The following is an 18,511-nucleotide window of genomic DNA, read 5'->3' on the forward strand; positions in this document are numbered from 1 at the left end:
GGCCTGAACCCAGGCCCGCCCGGCGCTCGAAGGCACAGTCGGCTCCGTGTTCCGGGGCGCGGCTCTCTCAGAGCCCCAGGGGGCTCGTCCCGATGAGTTCCGCGATGCGCTCCGGGGCCACCGCCCGGGAGTAGAGCCAGCCCTGCCCCGTGTCGCAGCCTATCCGCCGCAGCCGTTCCGCCTGGCTCACGGTCTCCACGCACTCAGCGGTGACGGTCAGCCCCAGCCGGTGCGCCAGCTGCACCATCGCCTCGACGATGGTCTCGTCGGCCGGGCTGGGGTGCGCGCCGTCCTCGTACCGGAAGCCGCGTACGAACGAGCCGTCCAGTTTCAGTACGGAGACCGGCAGCCGGCTCAGATAGGCGAGGTTCGAGTAGCCGGTCCCGAAGTCGTCGATGGCGATCCGGACGCCCATGTCGCTGAGCGTCTGGAGCGCCTCCAGCGGGCGGCCCGCCGGGCCCATCACCGCCGACTCGGTCAGTTCCAGCTGCAGCAGTCCGGGAGCCAGGCCGGTCTCGGCAAGAATCTCGGCGACATCGGTGACCAGGTCGGAGTCCCAGACCTGCCGCACGGCGACATTGACGCTGATGAAGAGCGGCGGCTCGGCCGGATGGTCCAGCTGCCAGCGCCGGGCCTGACGGCAGGCCGACCGGAGCACCCAGCGGCCGAGCTGGACGATCGAGCCGTCCTCCTCGGCGATCGCGACGAACCGGTTCGGTGAGAGCATGCCGAACTGCGGATGGTTCCAGCGGACCAGGGCCTCCACCCCTCGTACGACTCCGTCGGCCATCCCGACAAGCGGCTGGTACTCGATGGTGAACTCGCCGCGCTCGACGGCGGGCCGGAGCGTGGAGGAGAGCGCCTGCCGTGTCATCCGGTGCGCGTTGCGCTCGGGGTCGAAGAGGGTCCAGCGTGCCTTGCCGTCCGCCTTCGCCCAGTACAGCGTGGTGTCGGCGGCCTGCATCAGACCGGTGGCCGAGGTTCCGGCAACGCTCCGCTCCACCACCCCGATCGACGCCGACACGGCCAGCCGTGTCCCGGCCAGGTCGAACGGCTTCTGGAGGGCGGCGAGCACCGCGCGGGCGAGATCGGTGAGTTGCTGAGTCCCGGCGGACTCCTCGACCAGGATCGCGAACTCGTCGCCGCCGAGGCGCGCCACGAGTGTGCCGCCGGTGCGGTTCAGGCTCTCCTGTTCGGCGCAGTCGGTGAGCCGGGCGGCGACGGCGGCGAGCAGCCGGTCGCCGATCCGGTGCCCCATGGTGTCGTTGACGGCCTTGAAGCCGTCCAGGTCGAGGTAGCACAGCCCGATCCGGCCGTGCCGCGGAAGGCTGTCGTCCTGGTACGGCGGAGTCTCCAGGGCGGCGGAGAGCCGCTCGAAGAACAGTGTTCGGTTGGGCAGCAGGGTCACCGGATCGTGTGTCCGGAGGTGGCACAGCCGCTTCTGCAGCTCGTGGCGGTCGCTGATGTCGGCGACGGAGAGCAGCACGGGGGAGGCGCCCGGAGCGATCCCGGGTCCGGCCTCCGCGCCCGTCCCGGCCTCCGGCTCTGTCCCGGCGCCGGGCTTCGCGCCCGTCGCCCCGGTCTCCGACATCGGCACGACGGTGATCTCGGCCCACATCGAGCGTCCGTCGGGGTGCTTGAGCCTGCGGGTGCAGAGGAACCGGGATCGCCGGCCGCGCAGCACCTCGCGGTACGCATGCCAGGTCCGGACGTCGGCGGAGAGGTCGAGCAGATCGGACGCGGACTGGGCGGTCAGTGCCGCGGCGTCGGCGCCGAGCAGCCCGCCGAGAGCGTCGTTGGCGCACAGGACCAGGCCCTCGTGGTCGACGACGGCCATCGGCAACACGGCGCCCCGGAAGGCGGCGCGGTAATCGGCCGGACGGGAGTCGACGGCTCCCGGGCAGACCGGTTCCATGTGACGCTCCGTGACGGATGGTCGCTCGGTAGAGGGTGCTGTGCCTGCCGCGGGCCTAGGCCCTTCGGAGGTTCCGCTCACCGCTCGCTCCCGCCGTGCAGTTCTGCCCTGAACAGTTGTGGTCGGACTGGCCTGCCGCGCGGAACGCCGTTGTCCGAGGCGGGAACCACGCAGGAAAGTGTGGTGAAGCATAGATGCTGTTGTCTGACCCGTTCCAGCTTCCCGCCCGTTGTGACCCCGGGGAGCACCCCGCATGGGTCATTCGCGCGTCTTTCCGGTTTGCCCATGACTGATTATTTCTGCGCGGCTCTGTTCCCTCACGTCGATCTTGAGGCTCCTTCGCTTTGTCGTAGTGATCATTTGTGACTGTCCGTGAAAGGGCTCCGAGCAGCTGACTGCTGACCCGAGTGGGGCAGCACAACAGGGCGAATGCATATGAACCGGCACAGGGTGGATTGCGTGTATCCGCATCCCGCACCCGGAGGTCGAAGTGCCGCCTCAGCGCAGGCTCGGGGGATGGGAGAGACCGAGTCCGCGTGGTGTGGCGGCCGGTCTGATCTCTCTCCTGGCGCTCGCCTCCACCTCCCTGGTTGCGGGTCCGGCCGTGGCGGCCACGGGTGAAGCCGGCCCCTGCGCCCTGCCCAGGACGGGGGCGCACCACTCGCTCGGCCTGGACGAGTGGGACGGCGCATACCCGCGCCCCGACCACACCCTCGACGCGGTCATGATCTTTCTCTCGTTCCCCGACGCCCGCCCCGTCACCACCCCCGACGAGCTCGCCGCCGACTACTTCCCCGCTACCACGCAGTTCTTCCGGCGCGCCTCGTACGGGAAGTTCACCCTGCGCCCGCACCCGCAGCACCGGTGGATCCAGATGCCCCACAAGTCCACGTCGTACGGCATGAAGCGCGACTGGGGCGACAAGCAGCGCAGTTCCTATCTGCGCGACGCGATTGCCGCGGCCGACGACCAGGTCGACTTCTCGAAGTACGACATCGTCTACCTGGTCGCCGACCCGGACGCGCCCGGCGTCGACTCCGACGCCACCAAGGTCGTCAACTTCGACCAGCCGCTGCACGCCGACGGCACGGACATCAGGCGCGTCGTCACCGTCTTCGAGCAGCATCCGCCGGACCGGAACGTGCTGGCCCACGAGACCGGGCACGTCTTCGACCTGCCGGACCTCTATCACCGGCCGTCGGACGGCAAGGGCGACTGGGACACCTACGTCGGCGACTGGGACGTGATGGGCAGCCAGTTCGGTCTCGCGCCGGACCTGTTCGGCTGGCAGAAGTGGAAGCTGGGCTGGCTGGACCGCAGGCAAGTGGCGTGTATCCAGCACAACCAGGACATCACCCTGGAGCCGATGGCCGCCGTGCCGGCGCCCGGCGCCTCCATCGGCACGCGGCTTGCGGTGATCAGGACCGGTGAGGGCAGTGCCGTGGCGCTGGAGGCCCGCAGTGCCACCGGCAACGACCGGGACACGTGCAGTGAGGGGGTGCTGATCTACCAGGTCCGCAACGAGACACCGTCCGGCGGCGGGCCGATCCAGGTCATCGACACCCACCCCCGTACCGACGCCTGTTGGGACCGGTCGGTCTACCCGCCGCTCGCGGACGCCCCGCTGCGGGTCGGCGAGACGTACTCCGTCCCCGGCGGGCACGCCCGGATCGAGGTCGCGGACCGGACGCCGTCGGGTGCATGGACAGTCCGTATCGTCACGGGCACGTAACGCTGCCGTGACGGTAAACGAAGAAGCCCCTCGCTTCCGCGAGGGGCTTCTTCCGTCTGTGCGCCGCCAGGGACTCGAACCCCGGACCCGCTGATTAAGAGTCAGCTGCTCTAACCAACTGAGCTAGCGGCGCCTGCTGACGTCGTAGACATTAGCACCCTGATCGGCGGGAGGAAAAATCGAAATCCGGGCCGACCCGGTGGGCGCGGAGCGAGCCACGCGCACACAGGCCCAGAGCAGTACGTCGGGGCCCGGCAGCCAAGGGGTACGGGTGTCGGGGGCGACCACCCAGCGGGGCCCCGACGAGGAGGAGTCGCAGGCCAGGGGTGGGACGGTTACCGCGTCACCGGTGCCGTGGCAGAGCAGCGGCGGGACCCTGCCCTCGCGGTCCTCGCTCTCCCAGGGGGCCTCGGGGCCGTGCTCCGCCGCCTGCTCGTGGCCGGTGCCCCACTCCTCCCACTCGAGCAGCGACGGCAGCCGCTGGGCGGTACCGGGGGCGGCGAACAGCAGCATCCGTCCGCGGTGCGTGGCGACCGGGCCGGAACCCGGGCCGTCGGCCCACAGGTGCTCCAGCATCCGCCGCCCGAAGAGCGCCGGCACATTGACCACGTCGAACGCCGATCCGCACGGCAGCACGCCGGGGGAGCCGGGGTGGGCCTGCCACTGGGTGAGCGTGGAGCGCGGATACGCGGCGGCACCGGCCAGCCAGGCCGCTCCGGCCGCGGTGACCTGAGCGGTCTGGTCACCGGCTTGCTCCCGCAGGACCGTGAAGACATCGGCACCGTGGCGGGTGTCGGCGCGCGGTCCGGCGCAGGTTCCGATGCCGGGATGCAGGGTGGTCTCGTCTGGCAGCCATGCGCTCATGACTACCGGTTTACCGGTGGTGACGCTGCGGATTGCAGGAAATGTCGGAAACCCGGACAGAGTGAGGTGGGGAGGAGTATCTTGCGCGGGCATATGCCACCGGCTGTGCCCGGAGTCAGATCCGGAGCGAGAGCCGGTGCCGGACCCGGAGTCCCCGTCGCCGGATTCGGACCCGGAGGCGGCCAGGGGCCGGACGCTCCGGCGTCACGGCCGCGCGCCGCCCAGCAGACTCCAGCCGAACTCGACCATCTTCTTCGCGTAGTCCTCGGTCCATTCCGCACGCTGGGCGATGTCCGCCGTGGTGAGCCGGTCGAACCGGCTCGGATCGGCCAGCTGCGCGGCGGCGATCGCCTGGTACTCGACCGCCCGGTCGGTCGCGGCGCGGAAGGCCAGCGTCAGCTCGGTGGCGCGGGCCAGCAGCTCCTCCGGGTCGTCCATCGACTCCAGGTCGAAGAAGTGCTCGGGGTCGGCGACCGCCGCCGTCGGCTCGAAGAGCAGGGGCGCGGGGCGCAGCCGCTGCTGCTCTTTCCGCTCGGGTTGTGCCATGTGGTGTTCCTCCTTCGGTGGGCCCGACGGCCACCCTCCATTGTCCAACCGCCCGCAAGTGGGCTTCGGGGCGGTGCGCGGGGGCGCACCGGGACACCGCCCGGCACAGCGCACGCCCCCGACGGCCCATCGCCCGTGATCCGGCAGTGTTACGGCTCCCCGCGCGGTAGGGAGGGAGGCCGTTACGGGCGCCACGGGACGCGGTGTTCCGCGAGGTGGGCCAGGACCGAGTGGTTCGCCTCCCACCCGTCAGGAAACTTGACCGTGACGCCGAGCTGGACCGGTTCCGTCGACGGGTGCTCGTCCAGCAGGTCCGCGACGCCGGCACGGCAGACCACGATGCAGGCGTGACGGTGGCGCGACGCCAGGACGCACAGCCGGCCCGTCTCCAGATGGAACGCCGTGGCGTCCGGGCGCCCGGACAGCGGGTGCAGGACCACCGTCACATCGAACTCGCGGCCCTGGAGCCGGTTCGCCGTGTCCACCGCCACACCCGTCACACCGAGCTCGGCGAGCGCTGCCCGTACCGCCGCCGCCTGGTCCCGGTGGGCCGTGCCGACCGCGATCCGGTCCGCCGTCACCGGGGCCGGGTCGGGGGAGCGCTCGCTCGTCGCCGCGCCGCCCCGGTCCAGCAGCCGGCGGACCACCAGGGCCACCGCCCGCACCGCCTCCGGGTCCGTGCGCGGGGTGTGCCGGGCCGGGAGTTCGAGCAGGCCCCAGCCGGACTCCGCGGCCTCGTCCAGCACCCGGTCCGGGGCGGAGCCGTCCGACGGGACTCCGAACGCCAGCCGCCGGTCGCCGTGATCCGTACCGCTGCGGAACGGGGTGTACGGGTAGAACGCGTCCGAGACCAGCCGTGCGGCCGACGCGGGCAGCCGCCACGACACCGGCAGCCGGCGCTGCGGCAGCTCGGGGTTGTGCGCCAGCAGCGTCGAGACCGCGCTCGCCGACGGGTCGTACGACAGCCCCGCCCACTGGTCCGCGCCGACGATGGAGAACGGGTCCAGCTGGCCCGGATCGCCGACGAACAGCGCCCTTTCGAAGAGCCCGGCGACGGCCAGCAACGCGTCCGAGCGCATCTGGTACGCCTCGTCGACGATCGCGTGCCCCCACGGCTCGACGTTCTTCACATGAGCCCACTTGGCGGCCGTCGAGATGACGACATCAAGTCCGGCCAGATCTCCGGCCTTCGCCGACTTCCGTACGTTGGCCAGGCCGTCCAGCACCTTGTCGTACGGGTCCGCGTCGTTGCTGTGCAAGCGCCCGACCGGCAGCCCCGGGTCCTTCTCGGCCAGCCGCACCACCAGGTCGTCGACCTGGGCGTTGGTCTGCGCGACCACCATCAGCGGGCGCCCCGCCGAAGCGAGTTCGAGCGCGGCGCGCACCACCAGCGTCGACTTTCCCGCACCTGGCGGGGAGTCCACCACGATGCCGCGGGCCGTGCCGTTCAGCGTGTCGTCCAGGATCTGGGCGGTGGCCCGCCCCGCCTCGGCGCCCGGATCGAATACGGCCGTCACAACAGGTCCTCCGGGGTCACGGGGTCGGGGTTCTCGGAATGTCCGGCGGCGCCCGGCGGGCCGCCGTGCGTCCACGGCGTCTCCTCCGGGTCCGGCAGCTTCGGGCCGCTGCGCTGGTCGTGCTCGAACAGGGTCCAGACGATCCGGTCGCCAGGCTCCGGCAGCGACCCCGGGGCCGGTTCCTTGCTCCGGCCCATCCGGTCGGTGATCCGCAGCACCAGCAGCCGCTCCTCCGCGTCCGGGAGATCCTCGGAGGCGTACGCCACGAACTCGGCGGTCTGCGGCTTGCCGTCCAGCGTGCGGTACACCTTCGTGCGCTCACCGAGATGAGGGCGCTCGCCCGTCCGGACCGTGACCAGCGGACGCGGCGAGGGCCGCTTCGACTCGCTGTACGCCATCACCACCTCGGCCACCTCCCCGACGAACGCCTCACCGGCCAGCCGGCGCCCGGCGAGCACCAGCGGGTCGTCCAGGGCCTCCTGTGCCTCCAACTGCGCCTGCGCCGTCTCCCGCGAGGCCAGCTTGGCCGCCGCCGTCACCGCGTCGTCCCGGCGCGGCTGCGGCGGCTCCCCGGCCCGCACCCGGTCCCGGTGGCCGGTGAACGACCACCGGTCCCGGGTCCACCGGTCCTCGGTCCTGGACCCGGGACGCAGCTCCCGCATCAGGTCGAGCCCCCGCCACACCGCGTCCCAGGTCGGCCGTGCCACCCCGGCCAGCAGCGACCTGATCTCCCGCTCGGCGGCGGTCAGTCCGGCGAGCCGGGCGTCGGCCGCGAGACCGTCCTCGGCCGCCGCGAGCGACGTGCGCGCCCGGTCGTACTTCTCGATCGCGGGCGCGAGCAGCCGGTTGTCGAACGCCGGGTCCGTCGCCGGACCGGCGGGCGGGCAGAGCAGCTGGCCACCGGCGTCCCGCTGCAGCTCGGCCCGGAGCGCGGCCTCCGCGCCGGACTCGCCCACCGCAGGGTCGATCCAGGCGAGCAGCGCCCCCAGATGCTGGTCCTCCAGCGTGGACTGCCCGGTCGCCCAGTGCCGGTTCAGCAGATCGGTCATGGCCAGGAGCAGCGAGGAACCCGGCACCCGGGCCCGCTCCCCGTAATGCGTGAGCCAGCGGCCCAGCAGCGGGACCCTGGCCGGCGCCGGGTACGGGGTGTCCGGGTCGTCCTCGGCGGTGCGCCGGAACCGCATGGACCGGCCCAGCAGCCGTACGAAGTCGAGACCCGCCCGGCTCGGCACGATCAACTGCGGCGCGTCCGTGCACAACTCGACCTCGACCTTGACCTTCTTTCCGGTCTCGGGATCGGTCTCACTCCGCTCGGCGGGCTCCACCACATCCGTGTACGTCTCGATGTGCGGCAGGACCACCTCGGCCAGCTCGGCGAGGAAAGCGAACCGCAGATCGCGGTCGCGCGGCTGGGCCACGGTGAGCAGCCGGGGCGCGTCCCGGTCCGTTCCGACGAGGGCGCCGAGCGGGGCGCCCGCCTCGCCGGCGGTGGTCAGCGGTACGAGAACGAGCGGCGCACCGGTGAGATGGCGGTGCCGGACGGTGGCCATCGGCTGCGCCCGCCCGCTCTCCACGGCCTCCAGCCGGGCCAAGGTGCTGATCAGCGACATGCCGGGCTTCCTTCCAGAGACGCGCCCCGGTGCTCCAGCGCCTCCGCGCGCAGGGCCGCGGCGCGGCGCAGGGCGGCGACCGTGGGGTCGGCCGGATCGCCTTCCTTGCCCGCCGCCGCGGCCAGTACCGCGCCCACCGTCGTCAGACCGCCGAGTTCACCCCGTACGCTCCGCCCCAGCGCCTCCACCGCACCGGCCGCACGCGCCTTCGCCCGGCAGTGGAAGGCCAGTTCGCACGCGGCCAGGCACTCCGGTGCATATGCCGCCGTGACCGCGTCGACCGCGGCCGTCAGCTCCTGCGCGGAGCACTCCGGGTCGAAGGTGGTGCCTTCGGGCAGGGCGGCCGCGATGTCCTCGACCCGGGTCAGCCGGGTCAGCTGACGGCGGGTGACCGCGCGCTGCTTGCGCACGTCGACGACCGATGCCGTCGGCAGGTTGGAGAAGTCCTTCGGGCAGACCAGCAGCACCCGGTGGCCGACCTCCGCCCCCGCCGTGACCGCCGCGATGCGCTCCAGCGCCAGCACATACACCGCGGACTGCCGGGCCGCCGCGCCGACCTTCGCCGCGTCCGCCGAACTGTCGATCATGGGAAACGACTTGATCTCCACGACCGTCCACCGGCCGTCGGGGTGCACCACCACCGCGTCCGGCTCCAGATAGGCGGGCGAGCCCGCCACCTCCAGGGCCAGCATGGGGTGGTCGAGCAGAGCCCAGCCACCCGCCGCGGTCGCCTCCCGCAGCGCCAGCGCCGTACGCGCCGCACGGCCCTCGGGACCCGCCGCCGCCAGATCCGGCACCCGGACCTCGCGCGGCGCCTCGCCGCCCCCGCCGAGCCGCTCGTACAGCAGGCGCATCAGCTCCGTGCCGCCGTCGGCCTTGACCTTCGCCTCGAACGCGTTGCCCCGCATGAAAGCGAACTGCGACTGACCGAACGCGGCGGGAGAGCCGAGCGCGGCCGCCAGCGCGGCCTTGTCCACCCCGGCGCCGTCCAGCAGGGCGCGCCGCTTGCAGCCGGGGTTGGTGGCGAGGGCGGCCAGCGCGCGGGCATCGAGCGGATGCGGCGCGACGGCGGGACCGCGCAGTTCAGCGAGCCGCTGCCGGAGTGTCGTCGCCTGCTGCGTCGGCCGATGCCGCGACATCGATGGAGTCTGCGGAGGAGGTCCGCTGGACGGGGATTCGCTCACCCGCGGAAGTCTTGCATCCGGCACTGACAACCGGGGACTTCGTGACCGGGACGGCCGCAGCGGTGCGGGCCCCTGCCACTGCCCTGATCCGGTCGGCGAGCCGCATCACCGGCCTGGTGAGCAGCGCCCCGACGCCCATCACCGCAGCGCCCGCGACCGCGTCGAGGAAGTAGTGGTTGGCCGTGCCCATCACGACGAACGTGGTGAGGAGCGGGTACACGACACCCGCGGCCCGGAGCAGCGGGTGCCTGCCGTGGCGCCACAGCAGGATCCCGCACCACAGCGCCCAGCCGACGTGCAGGCTCGGCATCGCCGCGTACTGGTTGGTCATCCAGCCCATTCCGCGCGGCGCACTCGCCTCGGCGCCCCACCAGCCGTACGAGCTGTACTGGGCCATGGTGTCGACGAAGCCGTGGGTGGCGTGGAGCAGCCGCGGCGGGCAGGTCGGCATCAGCGCGAAACCGATCAGACCGAGAAGCGTGGAGGTCATCAGCCAGGTGCGGGCGGCGCGGTACGCGGTCGCGTACCGCCGGTAGATCCAGACCAGGACGGCCGGGGTGACCACGTAATGCAGTGAGGCGTAGATGAAGTCGGAGGGTATGCCTATCACCGGATGGGCCGTCATCAAGCGGTTGAGCGGGTGCTCGGCGTTGAGGGAGAGCATCTTCTCCAGATGAAGTATGCGCAGCCCGTGGTCGACGGCGGTCGACACATCGCTTCGGACCAGCAGCCGGCCGACCGAGTAGATCGCGTACACGATCGCGATCAGTGGCAGCTCGGCCCACCATCGAGGCCGGTGCCGCGACGCGGGCGCGGCGGTGGCAAGCGACATCCGGATGCTCTCCATCATGAGTTCATGCGCCCGACGGTGGGCGTTCAACCGTACGGCGCAGGTCGGTGGCGAATCCCCCCGGGGGTCCCCTGGGGATGCCCCGTGCGCGCGGAGCCTTCTCCGCGGGGGAAGGGACGCCGGTGCAGCCCCACAGGTTGCGTCCCGGACATGTGAGCGATGATGAACAAAGGCGGATGACCCGCCCCTGTTGCCGTTTTCTCCTATCCACACCTCAGGGGGAGCCGTCATGGCACCGCGTATCCTGCTCGCCCGGCACGGCCAGACGGAATGGTCCGTCAAGGGCAATCACACCGGCAGGACGGACATCCCGCTGCTCGACACGGGCCGCGAGGGCGCCAAGCTGCTGGGCGAGCGGCTGCACCGGAAACCGTGGGCGGACCTGCCGGGCCTCGAGGTCCGGACCAGCCCGCTCGTCCGCGCCAGGGAGACCTGCGAGATAGCCGGCTTCGCGGACCGGGCGCAGCTGTGGGACGCGCTCATGGAGTGGGACTACGGGGCGTACGAGGGCATGACCCCGGCCGAGATCCAGGCGATCCGGCCGGGCTGGTTCATCTGGCGCGACGGGGTGCCGCAGGGCGAGACCCTTTCCGAACTGTCCGCCCGCGCGGACGAGATCGTGGCCTGGGCGCGCTCGGCCGACCGCGACGTGCTGGTCTTCGCGCACGGTCACATCCTGCGGGCGCTGGGGGCGCGGTGGCTGGGCGAGGACGTGTCGTTCGCGTCCCGCATCCGGCTGGACCCGACGTCGCTGTCGGTCCTGGGGTGGGCGTACGGGGCGCCGGCGCTGGAACGCTGGAACGACACGGGTCACCTGGACCGGTAGGTCCCGCCGCTGCCGGAGGCGCGGTGGGCGCTTCGCGGGGGCGGCGCCGGGGAATCGGGCTGCCCGGCGTGTGCGGCCCCGACCCGGACCGGTACGGGAGCCCACCGCCCGGTCGGTCTTACACCCCCATCTCTCCGCACCGCTCCAGAAGCCCCGCCACCTCCGGTGACCCGCGCTGCGCCTGCAGCACCCGCACCGCCCCCGACAGCATCGCCCGGATCCGGGACGACTGCACCTGGTCGAGCAGGTCCAGCACCTGGTGCCCCGTCGCGGCCGCCTCCGCCGCGGCCCCGGCATGCGCCAGGTCCGTCGTCAGCTCGGCCCGGTACAGCGCCAGGTTCCGGGTGAAGTGCGGGTCCTGCAGCTGTGTGGCCCGTCGCGCATGACGCGTCGCCCGCCGCCAGTCACCCAGCGCCGACCAGCACTGCGCCTCCAGCATCTCCAGCTCCGCCTCCCGGAAGAACGTCATCCACTCCGGGTCGGCATCGCGCGTCCCCCGTCCGAAGGCCTCGTGCGCCCGCCCCAGCGCCCGCTCGCAGCCGCTGCGGTCACCGAGCCCCGCTCGGCCCCCCGCCTCCCGCAGCGCGAGCAGCGCCAGCAGTCGCGGTGAACCCAGCGGCGCCGCCGCCCGCAGCCCGGCCTCCGCCGCCCGTACCGACTCCCGCGGCCGCCCCGTGTCCCTCGCCAGGAACGACGCGTTGCAGAACGCATGCGCCTCCAGCGCCGCGTCACCGGCCAGCCGCGCCGTCGCCAGCGCCTCCGCGTAGTGCGAGCGCGCGTCCTCGAAACGCCCCGAGTCGTGGGCCAGCCACCCCACCGAGATGGCCAGCTCACCCGCCCCGGCATGCAGCCGGTCGGACGTGGAGCGGCGGGTGGTCGTCCCCTCGTCCAGCAGCGCGTACGCCGCCCTCAGCGGCTGCGCGGCCCGTCGGTAGAGACCGTCGCCGCCGTGCCGGTCGTCCAGCAGCCTGATCTGCCGTACCGCCTTCTCGACGGCGGTCACCTCGGCCTCGCCGACCCGTCGCCGGGTGGGCCGCTGTGCCGGTACGGCGGCAGCGGCGGCGGTGCCGAGGCCGAAGCCCAGGGATGCGGCCGCCATCGTGGCGGTGCCGCTGGTCATGAATACGCGACGCAGCACGTCGCTCTCCTCGTCGGTGTCGCTGTGGAGCGTGGGGGGCAGTGGGGTGTCGGGGATCTCGGCGGTGGCGCGCGCCCCTCGGCCGCGTACGGTCTCGCGCGACGAGAAGCCCAGGTCCGCCAGGGTCGTTCCCGGGAACATGTGCAGGAAGACTCGTTCGTACGCGTAGTTGGGGCAGCGGATCTCGCCGGACTCCACGCGTCCGATGTACCGGGCGTCGCACGCGACCTGCTCGCCGATCTCGCGGGCGGATCTGCGCACCGCGGCAGCGAACTCCCCGGCGGAGCGCGGTCCGCGCAGCCGCCGGAAGGCGAGGTTGGGAACTGCCCCTGTCGACACCATGGCTGAGCCCTCTCTGGTGCAAGCCGGGCCTGTTTCCGGTGTCCCGGCGGAGCAAGAAGGTACCGGTTGTGACGGACCGCACACGCAGTGTTTGCCCATAAAACGGATATCTCGGCCGCGATCCGCCATGAACTGCCATCCTTTGCGGCGGCGTGGCACCGTAGCCGTTGACGTAGTTGACGCGTTGGTTGATGTGGAGACGGAGTCTGGCTCCGCCCGGCGATGAGAGGAGAGGTCCCTTGTTGCATCTCGGCACGGAGACCGGCTCGCGGACGACTGCGACAACGACCACCGGTTCCGGGGCTGCGGAGCCTGAGCCCGCCACCCGCGAACCCGCCACACCCCGGCCTCCGGCCCCCGAGCCCGCCGTGGGGGAGCCTCTGCCGCTCCCCGCCCCCGGGCCCTGCGAGCTGGTGACCGTCCCCGCCCGCCAGGGCCTCGAGGCCGTCGACATCCTGCGCCGTGGCGCCGATCAGGAGGCAGTCGGCCCGGTCCTGCACGACGACGCCTGCGACACCCTCGGCTTTCTGGTGCCGCCGGGCACCGCCGAGGCCTGGGACGTGCCGGGCAGTGCCTGTACGCAGACGAGCGGCCGTGGGCTCCGCATTCCCGCCGAGCCGCCGGTCTCCGGCAGCGGCTGGCTGCTGCCGCCCGCCGCCGACGCCCCGGTCACCGACCCTGCCGCGCTGCGGGCCGCCCTCGACCAGGCGGCCCGGCTGATCGAGGCGGCCGACAACTGCTGCTGAGCTCATAATGGCCGGGGGCGTGTTCCCCACCGGTGCCGGACCGGCACCGGGGCGATGAGCAGTGAGCAGGGGAAACAGCAGTGGCACGTCGAGGAGCATCCAGCGGTGGCGCGAACGCACGGAAGCGTTCCGACCGCAGGCCGGAGACCCTCGCCGAGGCGGTCGACGGTGGTCTCGCCGAGCTGATACCCGACCGGGAGCGCCCCCGTGCCTGGACGCTGAACCTCGACGGCGCCCCTCAGTCCCATGTCGACCTCGACGACCCCTCGCACCTCTCCTTCTCCTACCAGCGCCGGATCGGCCACATCGCGGATCTCGTCGCTCCCGCCCAGCAGCCCCTGCACGTCGTACACCTGGGCGGCGGTGCCTTCACCCTCGCCCGCTACATCGCCGCGACCCGCCCCCGTTCCACCCAGCAGATCGTCGAGCTGGACGCGGCACTCGTCCAACTGGTCCGCCGGGAGCTGCCTCTGGACCCGCAGGCCCGGATCCGGGTCCGCTCCACCGATGCCCGCGCCGGGCTCGGGAAGATCCCGGACGACTGGGCGGACCTCGTCATCGCCGACGTGTTCAGCGGATCCCGCACCCCCGCTCACCTCAACACCACCGAGTTCCTCAGCGACGTGCGCCGGGTGCTGAGGCCCACCGGGCAGTACGTGGCCAATCTCACCGACGGCCCGCCACTGGCCCATCTCCGGGGCCAGATCGCCACCGCCGCCGCCGTCTTCCCCGAACTGGCCCTCGCCGCCGACCCGGCGGTGCTGCGCGGCCGCCGCTTCGGCAACGCCGTGCTGCTCGCCTCCGGGCTGCCGCTCAAGGTCGCCGAACTGACCCGCAGGGTCGCCACCGACCCGCACCCGGGACGCGTCGAACACGGCCGGGAACTCGCCGACTTCACCGGCGGCGCGGCCGCGGTGCGCGACGCGGACGCCCGTCCGTCACCGGCGCCGCCGTCCTCCGTGTTCCAGTGACGTGGTCCCGCCGGCCTGCTCCCTTGCCCCGGTTCACCGCGGAGAGGCCGCATCTGCCCCCGCGCGTACGGCCGGGCGAATCCCGGGTGTCGGCTTCGGGGAAATAACGCGCAGGCGGACCGGAGCCGCCCTCGGGCGCCGCGCCTCGTTCACCTTCCAGCGGGCCCTCCCGTGCGAGCTAGGTGGGACGCGAACCGTTTCCCGGAGCCGGGGCGCCTGTGCCGTCCCGACGCGGACTTCCGCCGGCCGATGCGGTGAGCGTCCGTCAACAAGCGTTTGACCTGCTGGAATTCAAGAGCCTGCCAGTCCGGGGATTACGTGCACCTCCTTTGGCAAGCCTTCGGCGGGACACGGTCTCGTGACGTGCAGGACACACTCGGGCAACGGAAGCGTCTTCAACTCTTGACACCCGCACCTTCAAGGCAGGAACCTTCCGGCATCGACGCATGGGAGCGCTCCCACATCGCCTGAGTCCTTCTCACGCGAACGGCACTGCCCGTGTCCTCCCCCCTTGCACCACCCGGCACCCGCACACACCAGCGCGTATGCCGCGCAGTCAGAACGCCAGTCCCACCTGGAACAAGGAGTAGTGGAATGCGCATCACCCGCACCGTCGCCGGTCGAAGCCGCAGAGCCGCGGTTCTGGCCACCACGGGCCTGACAGCCACGGCCCTGTTGCTGACCGGCTGCAGCAGCGACTCGGATTCATCGGACAACACAGGCTCCGGCGCGAAGGGGAAGATCACGCTGACCGTTGCCGACTTCGGGCAGTTCGGCTACAAGGAAGCCGGTCTCTTCGCCAAGTACCACGAGCTGCACCCGAACATCACGGTCAAGGAGGACGTCACCTCCGACGAGAAGGTCTACTACCCCAAGCTGCTCCAGCAGTTGAACTCGGGCAGCGGTCTGGCGGACGTCCAGGGCATCGAGGTCGGCCGGATCAAGGAGATCGTCGACACCAAGGCGTCCTCCTTCGCCGACCTCAGCAAGGTGATCAAGGTCGATGACTGGGTCTCCTGGAAGGAGAAGCAGGCCACCACGGCAGACGGCGCGGTGATCGGCGCGGGCACCGACATCGGTCCGATGTCCCTCTGCTACAACACCGAACTCTTCAAGCAGGCCGGTCTGCCGACCGACCGCGAGGAGGTCGCCAAGAGGGTCGCCGGCGGCTGGGAGGACTACCTCAAGCTCGGTGAGGAGTACAAGAAGAAGGCCCCCGAAGGCACCTTCTTCATGGACTCCGCGAGCGCGATGTTCAACGCCGTGGTGAGCTCCAACGCGAAGCAGTACTACGACGAGAGCGGCAAGCCGATCTACAAGGAGAGCCCCAGCGTCAAGCAGGGCTGGGACCTTGCGGCCGAGGCGGCGTCGAAGAAGCTGACCCAGGGCCTCGCTCAGTTCACCGATCCGTGGAAGGCCGCACTGCGCAAGGGCACCGTCGCCACCGTGGCCTGCCCCGCATGGATGGCCGGTCAGATCTCGATCAACGCCGGTGACGGCAACAAGGGCAAGTGGAACATCACCACCGCGCCCGGTGCGACCGCCGCCAACTGGGGCGGCTCGTTCCTCGCCGTGCCCAAGTCGGGCAAGAACGTCGACGAGGCCACCAAGCTCGTCACGTGGCTGACCGCCCCCGAGCAGCAGGCCGCCGTCTTCAAGGCGATCGGCAGCTTCCCGTCCAACAAGGGTGCGTACGAGCTGCCGGACGTGAAGAGCGCGACGCTGCCGTACTTCAACGACGCCCCGATCGGTCAGATCTACGCCGGCGAGGCCACATCGATCCCCGAGACCGTTCTCGGCCCGAAGGACGGCGTCATCAAGGACACCATCTCCACCCAGATCAACAACATGGAGCAGCGCGGCACCAGCCCGGACGACGCATGGAAGGCCGCAACCGGCGCGATCGACAAGGCGATCGGCTGACCGTCGCAGCAGCGGGCGGCCACCGGGCCGCCCGCGCCCGCACGCTCCCGACCACCCGACGCGCCTCCGCACCCAGGGGCTGTCCGGTGTGCCGGGTGCTCATCGGCCCCTCCACGGCGGGCCCGGACACACCACGGGGTACCTCCCGGACGCACCGTGGACCCGTCCGGTCCGGCCGGGGCCCCTCCGGCCACCCCGTGGTCGTCCACGGCCGTGAGCAACCACCCACACCCCAGCCCCTGACGGGGCGCCCCCGTACCGGGTACCCCAAGCAACCAGGGAAGGACTCCCGCCCGTGGCCACTTCGACTCCCACCCGGGACGCCTATGCTCCGCCACCCGGCGGCTTCCAGCAGCCGCAGGCCGACCCCCGCCGGCAGGCGTGGAGGCGTCGGCTGTGGCGGTTCGACGACAAGGCGTCGCCGTACGCCTACATAGCCCCGTTCTTCCTCGTCTTCGGCGCCTTCGGGCTCTATCCGCTGCTCTATACCGGCTGGATAGCCCTGCACCGGGTGGAGATGACCGGCCTGGACCGGATGGAGTGGGTCGGCTGGGACAACTTCGACAGGATCCTGCATGACAGCGAGTTCTGGACCGCCGTCACCAACACCTTCCTCATCGGCGTCATGTCGACGGTCCCGCAGCTGCTGGTCGCGCTGGGCCTGGCCCACCTGCTGAACTACAAGCTGCGCGCCAGCACCTTCTGGCGGACGGTCGTCCTCACTCCGTACGCCACCTCCGTGGCCTCCGCGGCCCTGGTCTTCGCCCTGGTCTTCCGGGCCGACGGCGGGCTGCTGAACTGGGCGCTGGAGTTCGTCGGCCTGGGCGACACCAACTGGGCCAACGGGCACTGGACGTCCAAGATCGCGATCTCCGTCATCGTGATCTGGCGCTGGACCGGTTACAACACGCTGATCTACCTCGCCGCCATGCAGGCGGTGCCGAGCGATCTGTACGAGGCTGCCTCGCTCGACGGTGCCTCGCGATGGCAGCAGTTCCGCAAGGTGACCATCCCCTCGCTGCGGCCCACGATCCTGTTCACGATCGTCATCTCGACCATCGGCTCCATGCAGTTGTTCGGTGAGCCCCTGCTGCTGGAAGGCGGCACGCTCGGTGCCACGGGCGGCAACGAGAATCAGTACGAGACGCTCAGCGTCTACCTCTACAACTACGGCTGGAACCTCGGGCATCTCGGTCCCGCCGCGGCAGTGGCCTGGGCGATGCTCGCCCTCCTGCTGATCATCGCTGCGGTCAACTGGCTCATCGGCCGCTTCGTACGCACATCCGCGGTCTGACCGGGAGCGATATCCAATGACCATGACCAGCTCCACCAAAGCCCCGGAGATCGGCGTCCCGCACACGGCCCACCGGGCGCGCGTGCGCCCGAGCCGGTTCAAGCCGGGCGCGGGCAAGCAGTTGCAGGGTGGCCCGTTCGCCTATATCGCCCTGGCCGTCGTCGGCATCGGCTCGATCCTGCCGCTGTACTGGACCCTGGTGGCCGCCTCCCACACGCAGGACGAGGTGCTGGCCTCCACACCGCCCTTCCTGCCGGGCGGACGGCTCGTGCACAACCTGGACGCGGCCTGGAACCAGGCACATCTGGGCAAGGCGATCGTCAACAGCGTCATCGTCGCCGGCTGCATCACGGCAGCGACGCTCTTCTTCTGCACGCTGGCCGGTTATGCCTTCTCCAAGATGCGGTTCCGGGGCCGCAGCGGACTGATGGCCGCGGTCATCGCCACTCTGACGATCCCGCCGCAGCTCAGCGTCGTCCCGCTGTTCATGATGATGTCCGACATCGGCTGGGGCGGAAATCTGGAGTCGGTGATCTTCCCGACCCTGGTGAGCGCGTTCGGCGTGTTCTTCATGCGTCAGTACCTGTCCGAGGCGCTGCCGTACGAGCTCATCGAGGCCGCCAAGGTCGACGGCGCGAACAACTTCCGTATCGTGCTGAGCATTGTGCTCCCGGTGGCCCGTCCCGCGATGACGGTGCTCGGGATGCTCACCTTCGTACAGGCGTGGAACGACTTCTTCTGGCCCTACCTGGCGCTGAACCAGCAGAACCCCACGCTCCAGGTGGCCCTCGGCCAGCTGAGCGCCTCGTACACCCCCGACCAGAGCATCGTGATGGCCGGCGCGCTGATCAGCACGCTGCCGCTGCTCGTGGTGTTCGTGATCTTCGGCAAGCAGATCGTCGGGGGGATCATGTCCGGCGCCGTCAAGGGCTGACGTGACGTCACCCGACTCTTCCCTGGCGTCCCCGGGGGGCGGGGGCGGGACCCCCGCCGCCCCGGGCCCCGCGGACCGCGCCAAAACCCCAGAAGTTTGTGAAAAATTTGGGGGGGTAG

15 protein-coding genes and 1 tRNA gene are annotated in these 18,511 nt (G+C 71.3%); 7 read left to right on the forward strand and 9 right to left on the reverse strand.

Annotated features, from left to right (window positions below; genetic code table 11):
- Positions 1-67: 67 nt before the first annotated feature.
- Positions 68-1,915 (reverse strand): putative bifunctional diguanylate cyclase/phosphodiesterase, encoded by a 1,848-nt coding sequence (locus ACNPQM_RS37350; protein ID WP_418087438.1) that lies wholly within the window; start codon positions 1,913-1,915, stop codon positions 68-70.
- A 490-nt stretch (positions 1,916-2,405) separates the two neighbouring features.
- On the opposite strand from ACNPQM_RS37350, the gene ACNPQM_RS37355 reads away from it, so the two are divergent.
- Positions 2,406-3,647 carry a M6 family metalloprotease domain-containing protein gene (locus ACNPQM_RS37355; protein ID WP_418087439.1) on the forward strand — a complete coding sequence of 414 codons (1,242 nt, stop codon included), beginning with the start codon at positions 2,406-2,408 and terminating at the stop codon, positions 3,645-3,647.
- Between the two features lie 59 nt (positions 3,648-3,706).
- Here the strand turns inward: ACNPQM_RS37355 and ACNPQM_RS37360 are convergent.
- The 7 genes from ACNPQM_RS37360 to ACNPQM_RS37390 all read right to left on the reverse strand — a co-directional run bounded on the left by ACNPQM_RS37360 (position 3,707) and on the right by ACNPQM_RS37390 (position 10,200).
- A tRNA-Lys gene (locus ACNPQM_RS37360) sits at positions 3,707-3,780 on the reverse strand.
- Positions 3,771-4,511, reverse strand: a complete 741-nt coding sequence (locus tag ACNPQM_RS37365) for a hypothetical protein (protein ID WP_418087440.1) — start codon at positions 4,509-4,511, stop codon at positions 3,771-3,773. The genes ACNPQM_RS37360 and ACNPQM_RS37365 overlap by 10 nt, the downstream gene beginning before the upstream one ends.
- 204 nt (positions 4,512-4,715) lie before the next feature.
- Positions 4,716-5,057 carry a hypothetical protein gene (locus ACNPQM_RS37370; RefSeq protein ID WP_358862460.1) on the reverse strand — a complete coding sequence of 114 codons (342 nt, stop codon included), beginning with the start codon at positions 5,055-5,057 and terminating at the stop codon, positions 4,716-4,718.
- Positions 5,058-5,239: 182 nt separating this feature from the next.
- The gene (locus ACNPQM_RS37375) at positions 5,240-6,574 is read right to left on the reverse strand and encodes an AAA domain-containing protein (RefSeq protein WP_358862461.1); all 1,335 of its coding nucleotides are present in this window, start codon (positions 6,572-6,574) and stop codon (positions 5,240-5,242) included.
- Entirely contained in the window at positions 6,571-8,184 is a 1,614-nt protein-coding gene (locus tag ACNPQM_RS37380; protein ID WP_418087441.1) for a hypothetical protein, read from the reverse strand. The genes ACNPQM_RS37375 and ACNPQM_RS37380 overlap by 4 nt, the downstream gene beginning before the upstream one ends.
- Entirely contained in the window at positions 8,175-9,368 is a 1,194-nt protein-coding gene (locus ACNPQM_RS37385) for a hypothetical protein (RefSeq protein WP_418087442.1), read from the reverse strand. Before ACNPQM_RS37385 ends, ACNPQM_RS37380 begins: the two co-directional genes overlap by 10 nt.
- Positions 9,268-10,200 carry a phosphatase PAP2 family protein gene (locus ACNPQM_RS37390; RefSeq protein WP_418087443.1) on the reverse strand — a complete coding sequence of 311 codons (933 nt, stop codon included), beginning with the start codon at positions 10,198-10,200 and terminating at the stop codon, positions 9,268-9,270. Before ACNPQM_RS37390 ends, ACNPQM_RS37385 begins: the two co-directional genes overlap by 101 nt.
- Before the next feature lie 247 nt (positions 10,201-10,447).
- On the opposite strand from ACNPQM_RS37390, the gene ACNPQM_RS37395 reads away from it, so the two are divergent.
- Positions 10,448-11,044: a histidine phosphatase family protein gene (locus tag ACNPQM_RS37395; protein ID WP_358862465.1), complete on the forward strand. Its 597-nt coding sequence runs from the start codon at positions 10,448-10,450 to the stop codon at positions 11,042-11,044.
- Between the two features lie 118 nt (positions 11,045-11,162).
- On the opposite strand, the gene ACNPQM_RS37400 is transcribed toward ACNPQM_RS37395, so the two are convergent.
- A complete protein-coding gene (locus ACNPQM_RS37400; protein ID WP_418087444.1) occupies positions 11,163-12,524 on the reverse strand; it encodes a tetratricopeptide repeat protein in 1,362 nt (453 codons plus the stop codon).
- A gap of 239 nt (positions 12,525-12,763) precedes the next feature.
- Here ACNPQM_RS37400 and ACNPQM_RS37405 point away from each other — a divergent pair, with 239 nt between their 5' ends.
- From ACNPQM_RS37405 to ACNPQM_RS37425, 5 genes are all read left to right on the forward strand, one after another.
- Positions 12,764-13,270: a hypothetical protein gene (locus tag ACNPQM_RS37405; RefSeq protein WP_418087445.1), complete on the forward strand. Its 507-nt coding sequence runs from the start codon at positions 12,764-12,766 to the stop codon at positions 13,268-13,270.
- A gap of 80 nt (positions 13,271-13,350) precedes the next feature.
- The gene (locus ACNPQM_RS37410) at positions 13,351-14,241 is read left to right on the forward strand and encodes a spermidine synthase (protein ID WP_418087446.1); all 891 of its coding nucleotides are present in this window, start codon (positions 13,351-13,353) and stop codon (positions 14,239-14,241) included.
- A 594-nt stretch (positions 14,242-14,835) separates the two neighbouring features.
- Positions 14,836-16,164, forward strand: coding sequence for an ABC transporter substrate-binding protein (locus ACNPQM_RS37415; protein ID WP_358862469.1), 1,329 nt, complete (start codon positions 14,836-14,838; stop codon positions 16,162-16,164).
- 295 nt (positions 16,165-16,459) lie between these two features.
- Positions 16,460-17,458 (forward strand): carbohydrate ABC transporter permease, encoded by a 999-nt coding sequence (locus ACNPQM_RS37420; protein ID WP_418087447.1) that lies wholly within the window; start codon positions 16,460-16,462, stop codon positions 17,456-17,458.
- 16 nt (positions 17,459-17,474) lie between these two features.
- Positions 17,475-18,392 carry a carbohydrate ABC transporter permease gene (locus ACNPQM_RS37425; RefSeq protein ID WP_418087448.1) on the forward strand — a complete coding sequence of 306 codons (918 nt, stop codon included), beginning with the start codon at positions 17,475-17,477 and terminating at the stop codon, positions 18,390-18,392.
- Positions 18,393-18,511: the final 119 nt, after the last annotated feature.

Source organism: Streptomyces sp. NPDC056231, from assembly GCF_048270745.1.
In the GTDB taxonomy this organism is placed as follows: domain Bacteria; phylum Actinomycetota; class Actinomycetes; order Streptomycetales; family Streptomycetaceae; genus Streptomyces.

What these genes read in the sequence shown, in the direction of transcription:
- ACNPQM_RS37350 (WP_418087438.1), bottom strand. Translation starts at nt 1,915, where the DNA reads ATGGAACCGGTCTGCCCGGGAGCCGTCGACTCCCGTCCGGCCGATTAC.
- ACNPQM_RS37365 (WP_418087440.1), bottom strand. Translation starts at nt 4,511, where the DNA reads ATGAGCGCATGGCTGCCAGACGAGACCACCCTGCATCCCGGCATCGGA.
- ACNPQM_RS37370 (WP_358862460.1), bottom strand. Translation starts at nt 5,057, where the DNA reads ATGGCACAACCCGAGCGGAAAGAGCAGCAGCGGCTGCGCCCCGCGCCC.
- ACNPQM_RS37380 (WP_418087441.1), bottom strand. Translation starts at nt 8,184, where the DNA reads ATGTCGCTGATCAGCACCTTGGCCCGGCTGGAGGCCGTGGAGAGCGGG.
- ACNPQM_RS37390 (WP_418087443.1), bottom strand. Translation starts at nt 10,200, where the DNA reads ATGTCGCTTGCCACCGCCGCGCCCGCGTCGCGGCACCGGCCTCGATGG.
- ACNPQM_RS37395 (WP_358862465.1), top strand. Translation starts at nt 10,448, where the DNA reads ATGGCACCGCGTATCCTGCTCGCCCGGCACGGCCAGACGGAATGGTCC.
- ACNPQM_RS37400 (WP_418087444.1), bottom strand. Translation starts at nt 12,524, where the DNA reads ATGGTGTCGACAGGGGCAGTTCCCAACCTCGCCTTCCGGCGGCTGCGC.
- ACNPQM_RS37415 (WP_358862469.1), top strand. Translation starts at nt 14,836, where the DNA reads ATGCGCATCACCCGCACCGTCGCCGGTCGAAGCCGCAGAGCCGCGGTT.
- ACNPQM_RS37425 (WP_418087448.1), top strand. Translation starts at nt 17,475, where the DNA reads ATGACCATGACCAGCTCCACCAAAGCCCCGGAGATCGGCGTCCCGCAC.